Annotated in this window: 12 protein-coding genes; 5 read left to right on the top strand and 7 right to left on the bottom strand. The window is 61.5% G+C overall.

The features are described 5' to 3' along the window. Positions 1-37 precede the first annotated feature (37 nt). Both HX783_RS26745 and HX783_RS26740 read right to left on the bottom strand, forming a co-directional pair. On the bottom strand, positions 38-703 hold the full coding sequence (locus tag HX783_RS26745; protein WP_177018859.1) for a GNAT family N-acetyltransferase: 666 nt from the start codon (positions 701-703) through the stop codon (positions 38-40). A 56-nt stretch (positions 704-759) separates the two neighbouring features. Beyond that, positions 760-1,644 (bottom strand): LysR family transcriptional regulator, encoded by an 885-nt coding sequence (locus HX783_RS26740; protein WP_177018858.1) that lies wholly within the window; start codon positions 1,642-1,644, stop codon positions 760-762. A 114-nt stretch (positions 1,645-1,758) separates the two neighbouring features. On the opposite strand from HX783_RS26740, the gene HX783_RS26735 reads away from it, so the two are divergent. The 3 genes from HX783_RS26735 to HX783_RS26725 all read left to right on the top strand — a co-directional run bounded on the left by HX783_RS26735 (position 1,759) and on the right by HX783_RS26725 (position 6,266). After that, positions 1,759-2,973 carry an MFS transporter gene (locus tag HX783_RS26735; RefSeq protein ID WP_177018857.1) on the top strand — a complete coding sequence of 405 codons (1,215 nt, stop codon included), beginning with the start codon at positions 1,759-1,761 and terminating at the stop codon, positions 2,971-2,973. An 81-nt stretch (positions 2,974-3,054) separates the two neighbouring features. Further along, positions 3,055-3,906 carry a CAP domain-containing protein gene (locus HX783_RS26730; protein WP_159957031.1) on the top strand — a complete coding sequence of 284 codons (852 nt, stop codon included), beginning with the start codon at positions 3,055-3,057 and terminating at the stop codon, positions 3,904-3,906. Positions 3,907-4,079: 173 nt separating this feature from the next. After that, positions 4,080-6,266 (top strand): ATP-binding protein, encoded by a 2,187-nt coding sequence (locus tag HX783_RS26725; RefSeq protein ID WP_159957033.1) that lies wholly within the window; start codon positions 4,080-4,082, stop codon positions 6,264-6,266. 4 nt (positions 6,267-6,270) lie between these two features. On the opposite strand, the gene HX783_RS26720 is transcribed toward HX783_RS26725, so the two are convergent. The 4 genes from HX783_RS26720 to HX783_RS26705 form a co-directional block, all read right to left on the bottom strand. Further along, entirely contained in the window at positions 6,271-7,437 is a 1,167-nt protein-coding gene (locus tag HX783_RS26720) for a diguanylate cyclase (RefSeq protein ID WP_177018856.1), read from the bottom strand. A gap of 51 nt (positions 7,438-7,488) precedes the next feature. Then, positions 7,489-9,726, bottom strand: coding sequence for a 1,4-alpha-glucan branching protein GlgB (gene glgB / locus HX783_RS26715; protein WP_159957037.1), 2,238 nt, complete (start codon positions 9,724-9,726; stop codon positions 7,489-7,491). After that, positions 9,723-13,070, bottom strand: coding sequence for a maltose alpha-D-glucosyltransferase (treS, locus tag HX783_RS26710; protein WP_177018855.1), 3,348 nt, complete (start codon positions 13,068-13,070; stop codon positions 9,723-9,725). The genes glgB and treS overlap by 4 nt, the downstream gene beginning before the upstream one ends. A 155-nt stretch (positions 13,071-13,225) precedes the next feature. Then, positions 13,226-15,214, bottom strand: coding sequence for an alpha-1,4-glucan--maltose-1-phosphate maltosyltransferase (locus tag HX783_RS26705; protein WP_177018854.1), 1,989 nt, complete (start codon positions 15,212-15,214; stop codon positions 13,226-13,228). A gap of 204 nt (positions 15,215-15,418) precedes the next feature. Here HX783_RS26705 and HX783_RS26700 point away from each other — a divergent pair, with 204 nt between their 5' ends. Together HX783_RS26700 and HX783_RS26695 are read left to right on the top strand one after the other, a co-directional pair. Next, entirely contained in the window at positions 15,419-15,577 is a 159-nt protein-coding gene (locus HX783_RS26700; protein WP_177018853.1) for a hypothetical protein, read from the top strand. Positions 15,578-15,797: 220 nt separating this feature from the next. Further along, positions 15,798-16,814, top strand: a complete 1,017-nt coding sequence (locus HX783_RS26695) for a M10 family metallopeptidase C-terminal domain-containing protein (RefSeq protein WP_177018852.1) — start codon at positions 15,798-15,800, stop codon at positions 16,812-16,814. Here the strand turns inward: HX783_RS26695 and HX783_RS26690 are convergent. Further along, complete coding sequence (locus HX783_RS26690; RefSeq protein ID WP_177018851.1) at positions 16,803-17,315, bottom strand: MgtC/SapB family protein; 513 nt, start codon at positions 17,313-17,315, stop codon at positions 16,803-16,805. The genes HX783_RS26695 and HX783_RS26690 overlap by 12 nt on opposite strands. Positions 17,316-17,429 lie beyond the last annotated feature (114 nt).

Raw genomic sequence — 17,429 nt, 5'->3', positions numbered from 1 at the left:
GGCAAGCCCGCTCGCCACAGCAACCACAGCGGGCACTTTATTGTTCAGCGATAAACCGCTGAACCTTGCGCACCAACTGATCGAGGTGCCGATCGCGTTGTTTCTCGGCATCCACCATCGCGCGCCTGCCGTGTTTTTGCAGCAGGTACGTGTGAATCTGTCGCACTTCCAGCGAGCTATAAATCGCCGCCACGTCCAGCACGCCCATCAAACCGTCAGTGCCGTAGTCCCGGGTGTTCATCAGCACCTGCGTGCCGCGCGCGCCGCGTACTTGAAAACCCATGGCCGCAAAAGCCGGGACCTTTTCCACCGCACAGGCCAACTCGGCGTGGGGATAGCGCGCCAGCACGTCCTCAATCATCGCGCGGGCCACACCCTGGCGGCGCCTGCCGGCCTGCACCGCCATGAACGCGACGCCGCAGGCTTGCGGGTCATCCTTGACCGGCAGGTACAGGCAAAAGCCCACCAGCTGTTCCGCGTCCATCGCCACCACCAGTTCAACGGCAATGCCTTTCGAGCCGTTCAGTGCCTCCAGGTACAGGTGCACCTCAAAGCCAATGGCGTACTGGTAGATGTTGTAGAGCAAGTTACTCGGCGGCAGCGCCACGCTGCTGATGTCGGTGAGGTTATCCACCACCATCTGCAGGATCTGCGCGTTGATCGGCTCGGGGCACGGTGTGGTGTAGCGGGTAAGGCTGAACATGCAAATTCCTGGGGTTTCGCGTCAAGGCAGCGGCGATTGTACCTGTTGCAGCCGGGTCATGGCCCGCACACCTCGCGCAAACAACCGCGCAACCAGCGATGCGCCAGGTCGGCGTCCTGGCGTGGGTGCCAGAGCATGGCCACGGTAAACGTCGGTATCGATAACGGCAGCGCAAAGCTGTAGAGCCCCTCGCGTTGGTTGACGGTATAGCGTTCGGGCACGCTGGCGATCAGGTCTGTGTCGCGGGCCAGGGCAATCGCGGTGGCAAACCCGGCAACGATGGTGCTGATGTCACGGTTCAGGCCTTGTGCTTGCAGGGCCTCGTCGACCTGGCCACGGTCGAGCCCGCGCCTGGAGACGTACACGTGCCGGCCTTCGGCGAAACGCTCGGCGCTGACGGCGCCCTGGCTCAGCGGATGGCCGCTGCGCACCACGCCAACCAGGCGATCACGAAACAGCGCCTGGGTCAGCACCTCAGGGCCGGCGCCGGGGTCGACCACACCGATCACCAAGTCGACGCTGCCCTCGCGCAGCAGCGCAGAGTCGTTGTCGGTTTTGTTGACGAAGTGCAAGCGCACGCCAGGCGCCTCCTGAGCGATACGCGCCAGCAACGCCGGCCCGAGGTTTTCGACAAATTCCTCGCTGGCGCGCAGCGTAAAAGTGCGCGTCACCTGCCCCATGTCCAAGGTTTGCGCGGGGCGCAGTACCGTCTGCGCCTCCTGCACCAGTCGGCTGACCTGCTCACGTAGCTCGAGCGCGCGCGGCGTCGGCACCAGGCCGCGCCCGGCGCGCACCAGCAAGGGGTCGCCGGTGGTTTCGCGCAAGCGTGCGAGTGCGCGGCTCATGGCCGACGGGCTCAGGCGCAAGCGCTGGGCCGCACGCGCGACACTGCCTTCGGTGAGCAACACATCCAGGGTGATCAGCAAGTTGAGATCGGGCATGGGCACTCCTTATAAGGCGTTTGATGCACGTATAGGCTGCAAACCGTGCGCCTTCCGCCAGATTAGGCGACGACGTAGATTGGCGACAGCTACGTTCATTCAAGGAATCGCCCCATGCACACGTCTCCAAGAGGCAGCCTCGTCGCGCTGTCGCTGTCCATGTTGCTGGCCTCGCTCGGCACCAGCATCGCCAATGTCGGCCTGCCGCGCTTGGCGCAGGTGTTTGATGCATCGTTTCACGCCGTGCAATGGGTGGTGCTGGCCTACCTGTTGGCGATCACGGCGGTAATCGTCAACGCCGGCGGCCTCGGTGATCGCTTCGGGCGCCGTCGGCTGTTGGTCATGGGCTTGCTGCTGTTCACCCTGGCCTGCGCGCTGTGCGGCGTCGCGCCCACACTTGAATGGCTGATTGGCGCGCGCATCCTGCAAGGCCTGGGTGCGGCGGTCATGATGGCGATGACCTTGGGCATGGTCGGCGACACCGTTACCAAAGAGCGCACCGGGCGCGTGATGGGCTTGCTCGGCACGATGTCAGCCGTGGGCACGGCCATGGGCCCGAGTGTCGGCGGCGTGCTGCTCGGTGTGTGGGGCTGGCGCGCGTTGTTTCTGGTGGGTGTGCCATTGGGCGTGTTGGCTGCCGCCCTCGCCTGGCGTTATTTGCCGGTGGATCGGCAGCACGGCACCGCAACTTCGCGTGAGGCATTCTGGGTGCCATTGCGCGAGCCAGCGTTGCGCGCCGGCTTGGCGATGAGTGCGTTGGTGTCGGCGGTGATCATGGCTACCTTCGTGGTCGGGCCGTTCTATTTGTCCCATGGCCTGGGGCTCGACTCCGCCGCAATGGGCCTGACGATGGCGGTCGGGCCCTGTGTCTCAGCGCTCAACGGCCTACCGGCGGGCCACCTCACCGACCGCTTCGGCAGCCAGCGCATGACCCTCACGGGGTTGGGCCTCATGGCCTTCGGCGCCTTGTCACTGTCTCTCGCCGCAGGCCTGTTGGCGTACCTGGCCTCGCTGATCCTGTTGACGCTGGGCTACAGCCTGTTCCAGGCCGCCAATAACACTGCGGTGATGAGCGATGTCGCAGCCTCGCGACGCGGCACCATTTCCGGCCTGCTGAACCTGTCGCGCAACCTCGGCCTGATTGTTGGCGCCTCGGGCCTGGGCGCAGTGTTTGCCTGGGCCAGCCCCGATGTAACCCACGCCACGGGGCAAGCCGTGGCTAATGGCCTGCACGTGACCTTCGCCGTGGCACTGGCCTTGATCATCGCCGCCAGCACCTTTGCCTGGCGCCGCCACAGCGCCGTGAACGGCCTGCAGAACACCCGTTGAGGCAAAAAAACAAAAAAGGCGTTGCGCCAGACCGGGTTACATCGCGCATCATGGGCACTTTCAAGCTCAAGGGTAACGTCCATGCGCGTGCTGTCATTGATGATGGGTCTTACGACGCTGGCCGCCAGTCTGGCGTTCTGCGCCAGCGCGATGGCGAATGAAGAAAGTCAGTTGGTGCAACAGATCAATCAGTACCGCAGCCAGGTGCAGCGCTGCGGTAACCAGGGTTCCCAGGAACTGCCACCCTTGGCCAGCGATACGCGGCTGGTGCTGCCGGCAACCAATGTCGGCGACTTGCAGCAGGCGCTGGCGCGGGCCGCGTACCCGATGGTCAACGTGCAGGCCATCAGCCTGTCAGGCCCCAAGGATGCCCAGGCCGCCATGAAGGCCGTGCGCGAGAGTTTCTGCCGCGTGGTGCTCGACCCGCAATTTGTCGACATCGGCGTGAGCAACAGCGGCCAGGACTGGCGCATCGTGCTGGCACGCCCGCTGCTGTCCAGCGGCCTGGGCGATTGGCAGACCGAAGGCAAGCAACTGCTCAACCTGGTCAATGCCGCCCGCGCGCAACCGCGCCAATGTGGCACCCAAGCGTTCACGGCAACCACGCCGCTGTCGTGGAACGATGACCTGGCCGGTGCCGCCAACAGCCACACCCGCAACATGGCCAACGGCAACTTCTTCGACCACCTCGACCACGATGGCCGCACACCCGGCGACCGGGCCGAGCTGGCCGGGTATATCGCGAAAAACATCGGCGAGAACATCGCGGCGGGCCTCGACACCCCGCGTAAAGTCGTGGACGGCTGGCTCGCCAGCCCAGGCCATTGCGCCAACTTGATGAACCCGCAATTTCGCGAATTGGGCGCGGCCTATGCCATGGATCCAAAGAGTGACGCCGGGATTTATTGGACCGGGGTTTTCGGTTCGCAATAACGGTCAGGCGGCGCGTTTAACGCCGCCGCCTTTATCTGTTCATTTGGAGAGAGCATCAAAGTGCCATCTCATGGATAATTGCGCTGAACTGGCAACGTCCATGCAGGTCTGTAGCTGGATGTGCTGATGTTTTCAGGCATTCCAGAGGCCGCGGCAAATAAGGTGTTCACCCGATGATGAATTGGCTGCAAAGCAGCAGCGACATGGCTGAGAGGGTTCGCCAGCACGATTGGGCCAGTACCCCACTCGGCCCGCTGGAGCAGTGGCCTGATGTACTCAAGACCACGGTGGCCCTGTGCTTTGCCTCAAGCTTCCCCCACGCCATTGTTTGGGGGCCACACCTGATCACGCTCTACAACGATGCATTTGTGCCTATTCTTGGCGATAAACCGTATTCATTGGGGCGGCCGTTCAGCGAGACCTGGCGTGAGGTCTGGGATGAAGTCAGTCCGATAGCTGACGCAGCCTTTCAAGGGCATGCGACCTACGTCGAAAACTTTCCGTTGGTGATAGAGCGCGGTAACGGCCCCGAACAGGCCTACTTCACGTTTTGCTACAGCCCTTTGCGCGACCCTCAAGGCACGGTCGTCGGCATGCTCAATACCGTCACTGAGACCACCGCCACCGTGTTCCTCGCGCGCCGCCTGGCCGTACTGGATGCCATCGGCAGCGCCGTGACCAACGCCACCGACGCCGAAGCCATCATGACCACCACCACGCGTCTGTTGGCCGAGCACCTGTCAGTGTCCAATTGCGCCTATGCCGATATGGACGCCGATGAAGACGGCTTCACCATTCGCGGCAACTGGGCCGCGCCCGGCTCGCCGAGTATCGTCGGGCGTTACAGCCTGGCGTCGTTCGGCGCCCGTGCGGTCAAGCAGTTGCGCGCCGGTGAAGCGCTGGTGATTCGCGACAATCGCGACGAATTCCCGCCCGAAGAATCGGCCAGCTACCAGGCCCTGGGCGCCACGGCGACCGTGTGTTTCCCGCTGATCAAGGACGGGCGCCTGACCGCGCTGATGGCCGTGCACCACAAATCCGCGCGCCTGTGGTCGCCGTACGACCTGGCATTGGTGGGTGAAGTCACCGAGCGCTCCTGGGCGCATATCGAGCGCGTGCGCGCCGACGCTGCCGTACGCGAAGGCCTTGCCGCCATTACCGAGCTGAACGCGACGCTGGAGCAGCGGGTAGAACAACGCACCCACGCCTTGACCCAGGCCGAGGCTGCGCTGCACCAGTCGCAAAAGCTCGAAGCGATTGGCCAGTTGACCGGCGGCGTGGCCCATGACTTCAACAACCTGCTGACGATTATTCGCTCCTCGGTGGACTTCTTGCGCCAGCCAGGTTTGTCCGAAGAGCGGCGCCAACGCTATATGGGCGCCGTGTCGGACACGGTCGAGCGCGCCAGCAAGCTCACCAGCCAATTGCTCGCGTTCGCCCGTCGCCAACCGCTGAACCCGGAAGTTTTCGATGTGTGCCTGCGGGTGAAAAACATCGGCGAGATGCTCGAAAGCGTCACCGGCGCACGCATCCATGTGCAGATTGAACTGCCGCACCAGCCTTGCTACGTGCGCGTCGACCCCAGCCAGTTCGAAACCGCATTGATCAACATCGCGCTCAACGCCCGGGATGCCATGGACGGGTGCGGCACCCTTACGCTGCGCGTGAGCACGCTGACGGCGCTGCCACGCATTCGTGGCGAGGCCGAAGCCCGCCAGCCGTTTGTGGCGATTGCACTGGCCGATACCGGCAGCGGCATTGACGACGGCACCGTGGAGCGCATTTTCGAGCCGTTCTTTACCACCAAGGCCGTGGGCAAAGGCACTGGCCTGGGCTTGTCGCAGGTGTTCGGGTTTGCCAAGCAGTCGGGCGGCAACGTCGATGTGGCCAGCCACCTTGGCCAAGGCAGCGTGTTTACCCTGTATTTGCCCGCAGCTGAAGCTGCGGCTGTGCCGTCCAACCTGGTACAGGACGCGCGCAGCCTGGCTCACGACACCTCGCTGTGCCATATCCTGATCGTCGAAGACAACCTGGAAGTCGGCCGTTTCGCCAATCAGATCTTGCAGGACCTGGGCTACCAGACCACCTGGGCCACCCATGCAGAACAGGCACTCACGCTGGCTGGCCCTGCGGTTACGGGCTTCGACGCGATTTTCTCGGATGTGGTGATGCCCGGCATGACCGGCGTGGCCATGGCCAAGCTGCTGCGCGAGCGCCGGCCGGATCTGCCGGTGGTGTTGACGTCGGGCTACAGCGAAGAGCTGGCCGACAGTGGTTACGACGGGTTTGAGTTCCTGCCCAAGCCCTACTCCGCCGAGCAGGTGGCGCAGGCGTTGGCCAAATCGATGCGCAAGGACTGAGGCTTTATTCCGCCACCGCCACTTGATTGCGGCCCATGGCCTTGGCGCGATACAGCGCCTTGTCGGCGGTGTTCATCAGGCTGTGCAGGTCCTGGTCGAGGCTGCGGGTGGTGGCCACGCCGAGGCTGGCGGTCAAGCCCTGCACGGGCGCTGAAGCCAGGCCCGAAATCGCCTTGACCAGTTGCTCGGCGATGCCCCGCGCGGTCTCCAGCGACGTATTGGGCAACAACACCGCAAACTCCTCGCCCCCGAGCCGGCCATACACATCGGCCTGGCGAAACGACGCACTGATCACCCCGCCAATCTGGCGCAACACCTGGTCGCCGGCCTGGTGGCCGTAGGTGTCGTTGATGTCCTTGAAGTGATCCATGTCCATCATCAATGCGCACAGCGGCTGCTGGTTATGACGGCATTGCTCATACAACAGCTGGGCATGTTCGAAGAATGCGCGGCGATTCATCAGCCCGGTGAGTTCATCGGTCTGTGCGGCGCGGGTAGAAATATGGTGGGCACGTTCCATTTGCCGGGTCAGGCGGAAGGCCTTTTCCAAGGCATCGGAAAATTTGCGTGTGGCGCTGACCACAAAGGTCGAGAACACCAACACCGCCACCGCCACGCCCACTTGCATTGACGATGGCTGGAACAGCAACCACAGCGTGCACGGCAAGAGCACCAGCGCCATGGAGCCCATGGTCATGTAGCGATAAGCGGAATAACAGGAAACCGCGCTGACCGACATGCCGACGGTAAACAGCATGACCAGCACTTGCGATACACGATCGTCGGGGGGCATGACCGCCAGGGCGCCGATCCCCCAGACACCCGCAGAGAGCATTAGCGTGACCCAGTAACGGCGTTCCCAGCGGTCGGGCGTGCGCTCGTTGTCAGGGCAGCGAAACCATTCGGTGAACATCTTGACACGCAACAGCGAGGTAACTGCCAGCACCACCAGCCAGACCAGCATGACCTTGTGGTCGAAACGGTCCCAGCACAGCCAGCAGAGCATCACGGCGCCCAGGTAACTGCCGAAAATGGCGGCGAACGATTGGCGAAACAGCTGGTGCAAACGGTCCGTTCGCACCTGCTCCTCGATAAAGCAATCCTGTTCCTGTCCACGCCCAAGGCCGTTCATTAAATACGCCTGCTTCGACTGCCACGACAAAGGCGCCATTGTGGCACCCTGCCAGTAGCGCGGACAACAGAATCCGCCATGCTAGAGCCCTTAAAGCGTTTCCGGGCGCAGAATCAACACGCCCAACGGCGGCAGGTTCAACGACAGCGACACCGGTTGCCCATGACGCGGCTCATCCTGAGTAAACACTTCCCCGCCATTGCCGAAGTTGGAACCGGCATACATGTCGGCATCACTGTTGATCACCTCGCTCCAACGCCCGGCAAACGGCACGCCGACCGCATACGCCTCACGCGGCACCGGGGTGAAGTTGGCGACCACCAGGACCGGCTTGCCGTCTTTGCTCCAGCGTAGCCAAGCGTAGACGCTGTTGATCGCATCGTCGCCGATCAACCATTGGAAACCTTGCGGGGCGTCGTCCTGTTCATGCAACGCCGGTTCCTCGCGGTACAGGCGGTTGAGGTCGCCAACCAGCTTCTGCACGCCCCGGTGTTCGGGGTATTGCAGCAGGTACCAGTCCAGCTGCTGGTCGTGGTTCCATTCCCGCCATTGGCCGAATTCGCAACCCATGAACAGCAGTTTCTTGCCGGGGTGCATCCACATGAAACTCAGGTAAGCGCGCAGGTTGGCGAACTTCTGCCAGCGGTCGCCGGGCATCTTGTCGATCAGCGAGTGCTTGCCGTGCACCACTTCATCGTGGGAAATCGGCAGGATAAACCGCTCGGACCAGGCATACACCAGGCCGAAACTCAACTCGTTGTGATGATGGGCGCGGTACACCGGGTCTTGCTGGATGTAATGCAGCGAGTCGTGCATCCAGCCCATGTTCCACTTGTAATTGAAGCCCAGGCCACCTTGCTGGGTGCTCTGGCTGACGCCGGGCCAGGCGGTCGACTCTTCGGCAATCACCAGCGCGCCCGGCGCTTCCAGTGCCACCACGTCGTTCAAGTGGCGCAGGAAGTCGATGGCCTCCAGGTTCTCGCGGCCGCCGTGGCGGTTGGGCACCCACTCACCGGCTTTACGCGAATAGTCGCGGTACAGCATCGACGCCACGGCATCCACACGCAAACCGTCGATATGGAAGTGTTTTAGCCAGTGCAATGCCGAGGCCAGCATAAAACCGTGCACTTCGGTGCGGCCCAGGTTGTAGATCAGCGTGTCCCAATCCTGATGGAAGCCTTCCAGCGGGTTGGCGTATTCGTAGAGCGCCGTGCCGTCAAACTGGGCCAGGCCGTGGGTGTCGGTGGGAAAATGCGCCGGCACCCAGTCGAGGATCACGCCAATATTGGCCTGGTGCAGCGCGTTGATGAAAAAGCCGAAATCTTCCGGCGAACCAAAACGCGCACTCGGGGCAAATTGCGACAACGCCTGATAGCCCCAGGAACCGCCGAACGGGTGTTCCATGATCGGCATCAGTTCGATGTGGGTGAAGCCCAATTCCTGCACATACGGAATCAGACGCTCAGCCAGTTCGCGCCAGCCGTACTGGCGGGACACTTCACCGGCCTCGTCCAATTCGCACTGCCAGGAACCGACGTGCAGCTCATAGATCGACAGCGGCGCTGTGGGTTTCTGCTTGTCGGCGCGCGACTGCATCCACTCATGGTCTTGCCAATCCACCTGCAACGGCGCGGCGACTTTCGACGCGGTGTCGGGCGGCAACTGGGTGGCCAAGGCCATCGGGTCGGCCTTAAGTGGCAGAATGCCGTGGGCGCCGAGAATTTCGTACTTGTAGGCTGCGCCCGGTTGCAGGCGCGGAATGAAGATCTCCCACACGCCGGACGGGTGACGCAGGCGCATCGGGTGACGGCGGCCATCCCAGATATTGAAATCGCCCACCACCGACACGCGCCGCGCATTCGGGGCCCACACGGCGAAGCGCACGCCTTGCACGCCGTCGACGCTGGTCACCTGGGCGCCGAGGCAGCTGCTCAGGTCACGGTGATTGCCTTCGGCAAACAGGTACAGGTCCATTTCACCGAGCAGCAACTGGCTGAAACTGTAGGGGTCTTCGGTGATTTGCTCGCCGCCGGCCCACTGGATCTTCAGCAGATATTCCTGGCGAGTGGCGAAATGCCCCACAAACAGACCCGGCACTTGGGTTGCGTCGAGGCTGCCGATTTGTTCGCCGCTGTCACGGGCCAAGACCTTTACACTCAAGGCTTCAGGCAGGAACGCGCGGATAAATTGCCCGCCCTGCTCGTCATCATGGGGCCCGAGAATCGAGAACGGGTCGTGATGTTCGGCTCTGACCAGTGCTTCGACGTCCTTGGACGCCGGCATGGCCGTCAACTTCGGTTGCAGCGGTTCTTTATTTGTAAAGCTCATGACGTCTCCCCACCGCGTGCAGTTTTCGATATAGGTGTTAGCCCACTGAGCAGGCCGTGCAAACCTTGCAACGGCACCGGCAACCAGGTCGGGCGATTTTCCGCTTCGTAAGCCACTTCGTACGCGGCCTTCTCCAAACTGAACAACGTCAGCGCGGCGCTCTGGCCTTTGGCATCCTGCCAGTCATGCGCCAGTGTAGTCGTAGCCTGATGATAAGCCTGGATAAATGCCTCACGCGCCTCACTCAAGTAACGGTCGGTCACACGTTTGCGGGCGATGTCCGCCTCCGGCGAGTGATCCACGCCTTGCACATTCAGGGCCATGGCGGCGGCGTAATCAAACGAACGCAGCACACCACTCACATCTTTATACGGGCTGTGCTTGCCGCGCCGTTCATGCAGCGGCCGCGCCGGTTCGCCTTCAAAGTCGATCAAGTAGGCATCGCCTTTCACCACCAGTACCTGGCCCAGGTGCAAGTCACCGTGGACGCGGATCCGCAGGCCGCCCGCCGTGGCTTTCGCCAAGGCCTGGACGTGAGCGCCGATGGCTTTTTTCTGCGCCAGCAACTCACTGACCAGCGCCTGATCGGCAGGGTTCAATTGGCTTTGATGAAGTTTGAGCAACTGCAGGGCACGGTCGATCTGCGCGCCGACGTCCTTGGCCCAGGCCTGGGTGTCCTTGACGGTAGTCGCTTCGGGCTTGAAGTCTTTATTGGCGGTTTTCGCCGCCAGCACCACGTGCATTTCACCCAGGCGCTGGCCGAGCAGGCCGGCAAAATCCTGCAACTCGCCGAGTGCGTTGTAGTGCTGTTCCTGTTCAGAGATGGCTTCGGCCAGCTCGTCGCGAATCGCGCGTTCCAGGCTGTTCTGCGTCCAGGCCCAGGCATCGCCCTGATTGCTCAAATAGCCTTGGGCAATCATCAACAGGTTGTCTTCGCCCTGGGCATCACGCCGAATCATCGATCCGAGCAAGGGCGAAATGTTCGGGTAACCGGCGGCGGTCAGGTAGGCGCTCATTTCCAGCTCCGGGTGCACACCGCTGCTGACCTTACGGATCAGCTTGAGCACCAGACTTTCGCCCACCACCACCGAACTGTTGGACTGCTCGGCCGACAGATAGCGAACCTGCGACTCATCGCTCAGGTGCAAACTGGCCAGATGCGGCGTGGCCTCAAAGCGCAAATCGCCTTCGGGGGTGTTCAGTACGGTGCCGGCTTGCAAGCCGTGGATCACCGCACGAATAAAGTGCTCAAGGCTGAAGGCATCGGTCACCAACCCGACTTGACGCGTGCGGCGTACACGGGCCAGGGCCAGTTGCTGTGGCAAGGCACTGGTGAACTGGTCTTCGGCGAGGAAGCCGAATGGCAGCTGATAACGACTGACCTGGCCACCGCTGCTGACTTCAATTTCGCTGAGCAGCACCGGGTGCTGTGGGTCGCCGAAACGCACGCCGTAGGCAATGCGCACGCTGTCGATGGCCACGTCCTTGCCGGCGAACCAACGCCGCTTGGGCAGCCATGCCGGCAGTGAAGTCTGCTCCAGGGTGGTGCGGCACGGCTCTTCGAGCAACTCTTCCATGCGTTTTTTTAACACCAGCGTGGTGAAGTCCGGGATGCTTTGCGCCGGTTGCACATGCCAGCTCGGCATCTGGTTTTCCGCCGCCAGCACGAACCAGTAGAAACCGTACGGTGCCAGGGTCAGCAGGAAATTCAGCTGGCCGATTGGCGGGAAGGCATTACCGCCGAGCATTTCCACCGGCACCATGCCAGCGAAGGCCGACAGGTCCAGCTCAGCCGCCTGGGCACTGCGCGACACGTTGGCCACGCACAGGATGATTTCCGTGCGCCCGTCTTCGCCGGTGAATTCACGGGTGTAGGCCAAGATGCGGCGGTTGCTCGGCGAAAGCATTTTCAAGCTGCCACGGCCAAAGGCCTTGGACTGCTTACGCACTGCGAGCATGCGCCGGGTCCAGTTGAGCAGCGAATGCGGGTCCTGGGCCTGGGTTTCGACGTTGACCGACTGGTAGCCGTAAAGCGGGTCCATGATCGGCGGCAGCACCAGGCTGGCCGGGTCGGCGCGCGAGAAGCCGCCATTACGGTCGATGGACCACTGCATCGGCGTGCGCACGCCGTCGCGGTCGCCGAGGTAAATGTTATCGCCCATGCCGATTTCGTCGCCGTAGTACAAGGTTGGCGTGCCGGGCATCGACAGCAGCAGGCTGTTGAGCAACTCGACGCGGCGGCGGTCACGCTCCACCAGCGGCGCCAGGCGCCGACGAATGCCCAGGTTGATGCGGGCACGACGGTCAGCGGCGTAGTAATTCCACAGGTAGTCGCGCTCTTTGTCGGTGACCATTTCCAGGGTCAGTTCATCGTGGTTGCGCAGGAAGATCGCCCATTGGCAATTGGCCGGAATCTCCGGAGTCTGGCGCAGAATATCGGTGATGGGGAAGCGATCTTCCTGGGCCAACGCCATGTACATACGTGGCATCAGTGGGAAGTGAAAGGCCATATGGCATTCATCGCCGTCGTCGCCCTTCTTGTCGCCGAAGTAGAGCTGTGTGTCTTCCGGCCACTGGTTGGCTTCGGCCAGCAGCATGCGGTCCGGGTAATGGGCGTCGATTTCGGCGCGGATCTGCTTGAGGACGTCGTGGGTTTCCGGCAGGTTTTCGTTATTGGTGCCGTCGCGCTCAATCAGGTAGGGAATGGCGTCCAGGCGCAGGCCGTCGATGCCCATGTCGAGCCAATAGCGCATCACCGACAGCACCGCTTTCATGACTTGCGGGTTGTCGAAATTCAGGTCCGGCTGGTGGGAGTAGAAACGGTGCCAGAAATACTGGCCGGCGACCGGGTCCCAGGTCCAGTTGGACTTTTCGGTGTCGAGGAAGATGATCCGCGTGCCGTCGTATTTCTGGTCGTCGTCGGACCAGACGTAGAAATCCCGGGCCGCCGAACCCGGCTTGGCCTTGCGTGCTCGCTGGAACCAGGGGTGCTGGTCGGAGGTGTGGTTGATCACCAGTTCGGTGATCACCCGCAGCCCGCGTTTGTGCGCCTCGGCGATAAAGCGTTTGGCGTCGGCCATGGTCCCATAGTCGCTGTGCACGCCACGGTATTCGGCGATGTCATAGCCGTCGTCACGGCGTGGCGAGGGGTAGAACGGCAACAGCCAGATGGTGTTCACACCCAGGTCGGCGATGTAGTCGAGCTTGGCGATCAGCCCGGGAAAGTCACCGATGCCGTCGTTGTTGGAGTCGAAATAGGATTTGACGTGAACCTGGTAGATCACCGCGTCCTTGTACCAGAGCGGGTCTTTGATAAAGGTGGCAGCCTTGGGTTTCTTCGCCATTGGAAACTCCTGAAAATTCTGATTTTTTTGCAGGCTGGACGCGGTCAATGTGGGAGCGGGCTTGCTCGCGAATGTGGTGTGTCAGCTGATGAATTCGTTAACTGACCCACTGCATTCGCGAGCAAGCCCGCTCCCACAGTTGACCTCTGTCAGGCTCAGGGCGTGGTGAACCGCCATATACCGAACGGCATCTGCGGCTCCAGCCGCATCCACTGGGTCTTGCCGTACCAGGTCCAGCGATGGCCGCTCATCAAGTCTTCGCCCTGGGTCTGGGCATCATCCGGCAAGCCCATTTCCCACAGCGGCAACTCGAAGTTCGCTTCCTGGGCATTGAACGGATCGAGGTTGACCGCCACCAGGATGAAATTGCTGCCGTCTTCACTGCGTTTGCCGAAGTACAGAATGTTGTCATTCCAGGCGTTGTAGAGCTTCAGGCCCAGGTGCGTTTGCAGTGCCGGGTTCTGCCGGCGAATGCGGTTGAGTTGGGCGATTTCAGCAATGATGTTGCCCGGCGCCGTGAAGTCGCGCGGGCGGATCTCGTACTTCTCCGAGTCCAGGTACTCTTCCTTGCCCGGCACCGGCGCGGCTTCGCACAATTCGAAGCCTGAATACATGCCCCATAAGCCTGAGCCCATGGTGGCCAACGCGGCGCGGATCAAGAAGCCTGGGCGACCCGACTCATGCAGGAAGCCCGGGTTGATATCCGGCGTATTGACGAAGAAGTTAGGCCGGTAGCACTCGCGCCACGGCGACTCGTTCAACTGGGCAAAGTATTCACTCAGCTCGGCCTTGGTGTTGCGCCAGGTGAAATAGGTGTAACTCTGCGAGTAACCGACCTTGCCCAGGCGCGCCATCATCGCCGGGGTGGTGAATGCTTCGGCGAGGAAGATCACCTCGGGGTGCCTGGAGCGCACGTCGCTGATCAGCCATTGCCAGAACGGCAGCGGCTTGGTGTGTGGGTTGTCGACGCGAAAGGTCTTCACGCCCTCTTCCACCCAGCCCACCACGATGTCGCGCAACTCGGTCCACAGGCTTGGGATCGAGTCGGCGGCATAGAAGTCGACGTTGACGATGTCCTGGTATTTCTTCGGCGGGTTTTCGGCGTATTTGATCGTGCCGTCCGGGCGCCAGTTGAACCAGCCGGGATGCTCTTTGAGCCACGGGTGGTCCTGGGAGCACTGGATCGCAAAGTCCAGGGCGATTTCCAGGCCATGGTCGGCGGCGGCCTTGACCAGGCGGCGGAAGTCGTCGCGGCTGCCCAGTTGCGGGTGGATGGCCTCGTGGCCGCCCTCCTCGCTGCCAATTGCGTACGGGCTGCCAGGATCATCCGGGCCTGCCGTCAGGGAATTGTTCTTACCTTTGCGGTGGCTGCGGCCAATCGGGTGGATTGGCGGGAAATACAGCACGTCAAAGCCCATGTCATGGATCATCGACAGCCGTGAGTGCACATCGTTGAACGTGCCATGGCGCGCAGGATCGTCGGTGATCGAGCGGGGAAACAGCTCATACCAGCTGGCGAACTGCGCAGCCTCACGTTCCACATCAATCGGGTAGACGGGGCTGACGCTCAAGTAGGCGCGGTGATCGGCCTGGGTCATCAAGTGCGCACTGTCGTCGTGCAGGAACTGTGCGACCTGCTCGGTTTCCAGCAGCCCGGAGAGTTCGTGGTGCAGCAGCATCAAGCGGTCACGCAGCTCATTGTCACTGCGCTCGGCTGCCTGCAGCACCAGGCTGCGGCCTTCCTGCAGCTCAAGGCTGACCGGCACGCCGGCTTCGTGCTTTTTACGCAATTCGTAGCAGAAGCTGGCAAACGTATCGATCCAGGCTTCGATGCAATATTCATGGGGGCCTTGCTGAGCGACCGTAAACGCGCCTTCCCAACCGTTATTGCCGACGTCGGCCATGACCACGCTGTGCCAGCTTTCGTCTTGCAGCGGGCGCCAGCGGATCAGCACGGCCAGCTTGTCGTGGCCGTCGGCAAACACCTTGCTGGTGACAGTCACCCGTTGGCCAACCACGGCCTTGACGGCGAATTCGCCGCCGTCGATCACCGGTGCAGTACTTTCGATAGCGATCCTGGGCAATAGCAACGCCTGGGACAGCGGTAATGTGGAGTCGTCTGGAGCCAGTGTTTCAGCAGTCATCGAGCATCTTCCCCTTACGCCCTGTGGACGCTCTTTGCTTGATCCGAATTCTGAGGCGGCAGCGCTCTCCCTGAGCAGGGCCGTAATAGGTCCGAGCCTGCCGTGAGTGCAAAAGTTCAGGTGGATATACCGCCATTGGGCGGGGAATCAAATCTCCCCGGCGGTTGTCCACCGGTAGAGCAAAGCACAAAGGAGGCCACACCGATGAATATCCCGATTCCGGCTGAAACACCTGACCCGAACATCGACGACCCGACATTACCGCCTGCGCAGCCATCGCCGATTCCTGAACAGGAACCCCCTGAAAATGAGCCGCCGCCCGTGCAGGAACCCCCAACGAGCGAGCCGCCGGTCATCCTCTGACGTATTCGCTGTAGGTTCGGCGTCCGCTTGCTCGATCCGCGTGAGGGTGGCACTTGCACCAAGACGTGCAGGCGGACGTTAATAGTCGAAATTTCCCACTTACTTAAAAGGGAAAGCCCTAACTCCAACCGACCCGATACTTCCCATACTGACTTTACGCTGACCTCAACGCCAAGTCCGAGGCCCCAGCGTTCAGCCGATCCGTCTATGAGGAATCATCATGTCGACCATCCATACCCCATCGCAAGCTCGCTCAGACGCACCGCCAATCCACGCTATTTCCCCCGTCAGCCCCCCGGCACCCGAAGTCGTGTCTGCCAAAGCCGTGGACGACCTGCTCCAGTCCGGCCCCAACAGCGCACGGGAGCCAATGCGCCCCGATGAGCCCAAAATGACGCCTGAAAGCCGGGCCAAAATCGAAGCCGAGCTCGACGACCTCAGTGCCCAGCTAACCCCTAAAACGCTCGACCAGATGATGCGCCACCCTAAATCCGAGCAGTCAAAAGCCCACTTCGAAAAGATCGACCGTGTGTTGACCGCAGACAACATCAAAGGCGTGTTGAGCGGCCCGAACGCGGCGTCTTGCATAAAGACCCTTGGCAAGATCGAGACCCAGTTAAAACAAGAGTCGATCAACACTGCGTTCGATCCTATCGCGAACGAGCAGGTCGAGGCCTACCGCAGACACGTGGACTCGTTACTGTTCGATCTAAAGGCCCGTTTGATAATGGCCCCGGAGAGTGGTCGCTTTGAAATGGTCCGCGACTTTTCCCGAAAAGAGCAGCCCCGCCTGAACAGCATTCATGACTTTATGAATGACCTGCACGCCAAGGGTAGCCACCTTTGCGACATTGCCACCGAGGTGCATAAAGCGATCGGGGGGCTGCAATTTTCACACCCTGAAGGTTTGAGGCCAGAGAGATACCGCGAACCTGACCACACACAGCATTCCAAAACCTACAGCGTCAGTAATACCGCGGCATCCACCCTTGAACACCCCTGCGAAATCAGGGATTTCGTCTCTGACCGAGACAAAATCGACGTCACGGGTATTAGCAAGCAACTCAATAAACCCCTGCACTGGGTCAACCAGTTATCCGGTGCCAGTGGCGAAATGCAGTTGAAATACTCACGTGAAAATAATGCCACTGTGCTGGTGATTTCCGGCAACAAAGGGGAGCCCGCGCTGGTCGCGAAGATATTCGGCCACGTGAAAGAAAAGGACCTAGTGGTCTGACCGGTGGTCATCAGAGGCCTCGAATGCCCTGACAATCCTGGGCATCACGCTAAATACCGCCAAGGCCAACAACGTACTGAGCACCGCTGTAGATTCACGGCCCATTCCGGCAGCGACCCCAATCGCTGCGGTCATCCACAGGCCGGCGGCGGTGGTCAGACCTTTGACATGGCCCTCTTCATCTTCTTTGCCTTTGAGGATAGTGCCGGCGCCGAGAAAGCCGATGCCCGCAATGACGCCCTGCACCACCCGACTCATGGCATCGGCCTGATTGCCGGACATCTGTGGCACCAGCACAAAGAGGGCTGCGCCCAACGCCACCAGCATATGGGTGCGTACACCCGCCGCCTTGCCTTTGTGCTCGCGCTCAAATCCGAGAATACCGCCCAGGATCGCGGCAATCAGCAAGCGCACGGTGATCTGGGTGAGTTGCTTGGCATCGCCTATGTCAGCGAATTCGGCTTGCAAGGTTTGCCACACTTCATGCCACAAGGCGTCCATGGAAAGCAGTCCTTTGTAAGAGTTGGTAAAAGGTTGACAGCGGCGACCGCCAGTCAGTTGCCTGGAACCGTTGACATGGCCCCGAACCCTAACGTTCACCAGCTCAGGGAAAGG

It is taken from the genome of Pseudomonas sp. D2002 (genome assembly GCF_013385735.1).
Lineage (GTDB): Bacteria > Pseudomonadota > Gammaproteobacteria > Pseudomonadales > Pseudomonadaceae > Aquipseudomonas.
The sequence above is the reverse complement of the archived record's forward strand: the minus strand, read 5'-3'. Positions and strand labels throughout refer to the sequence as shown.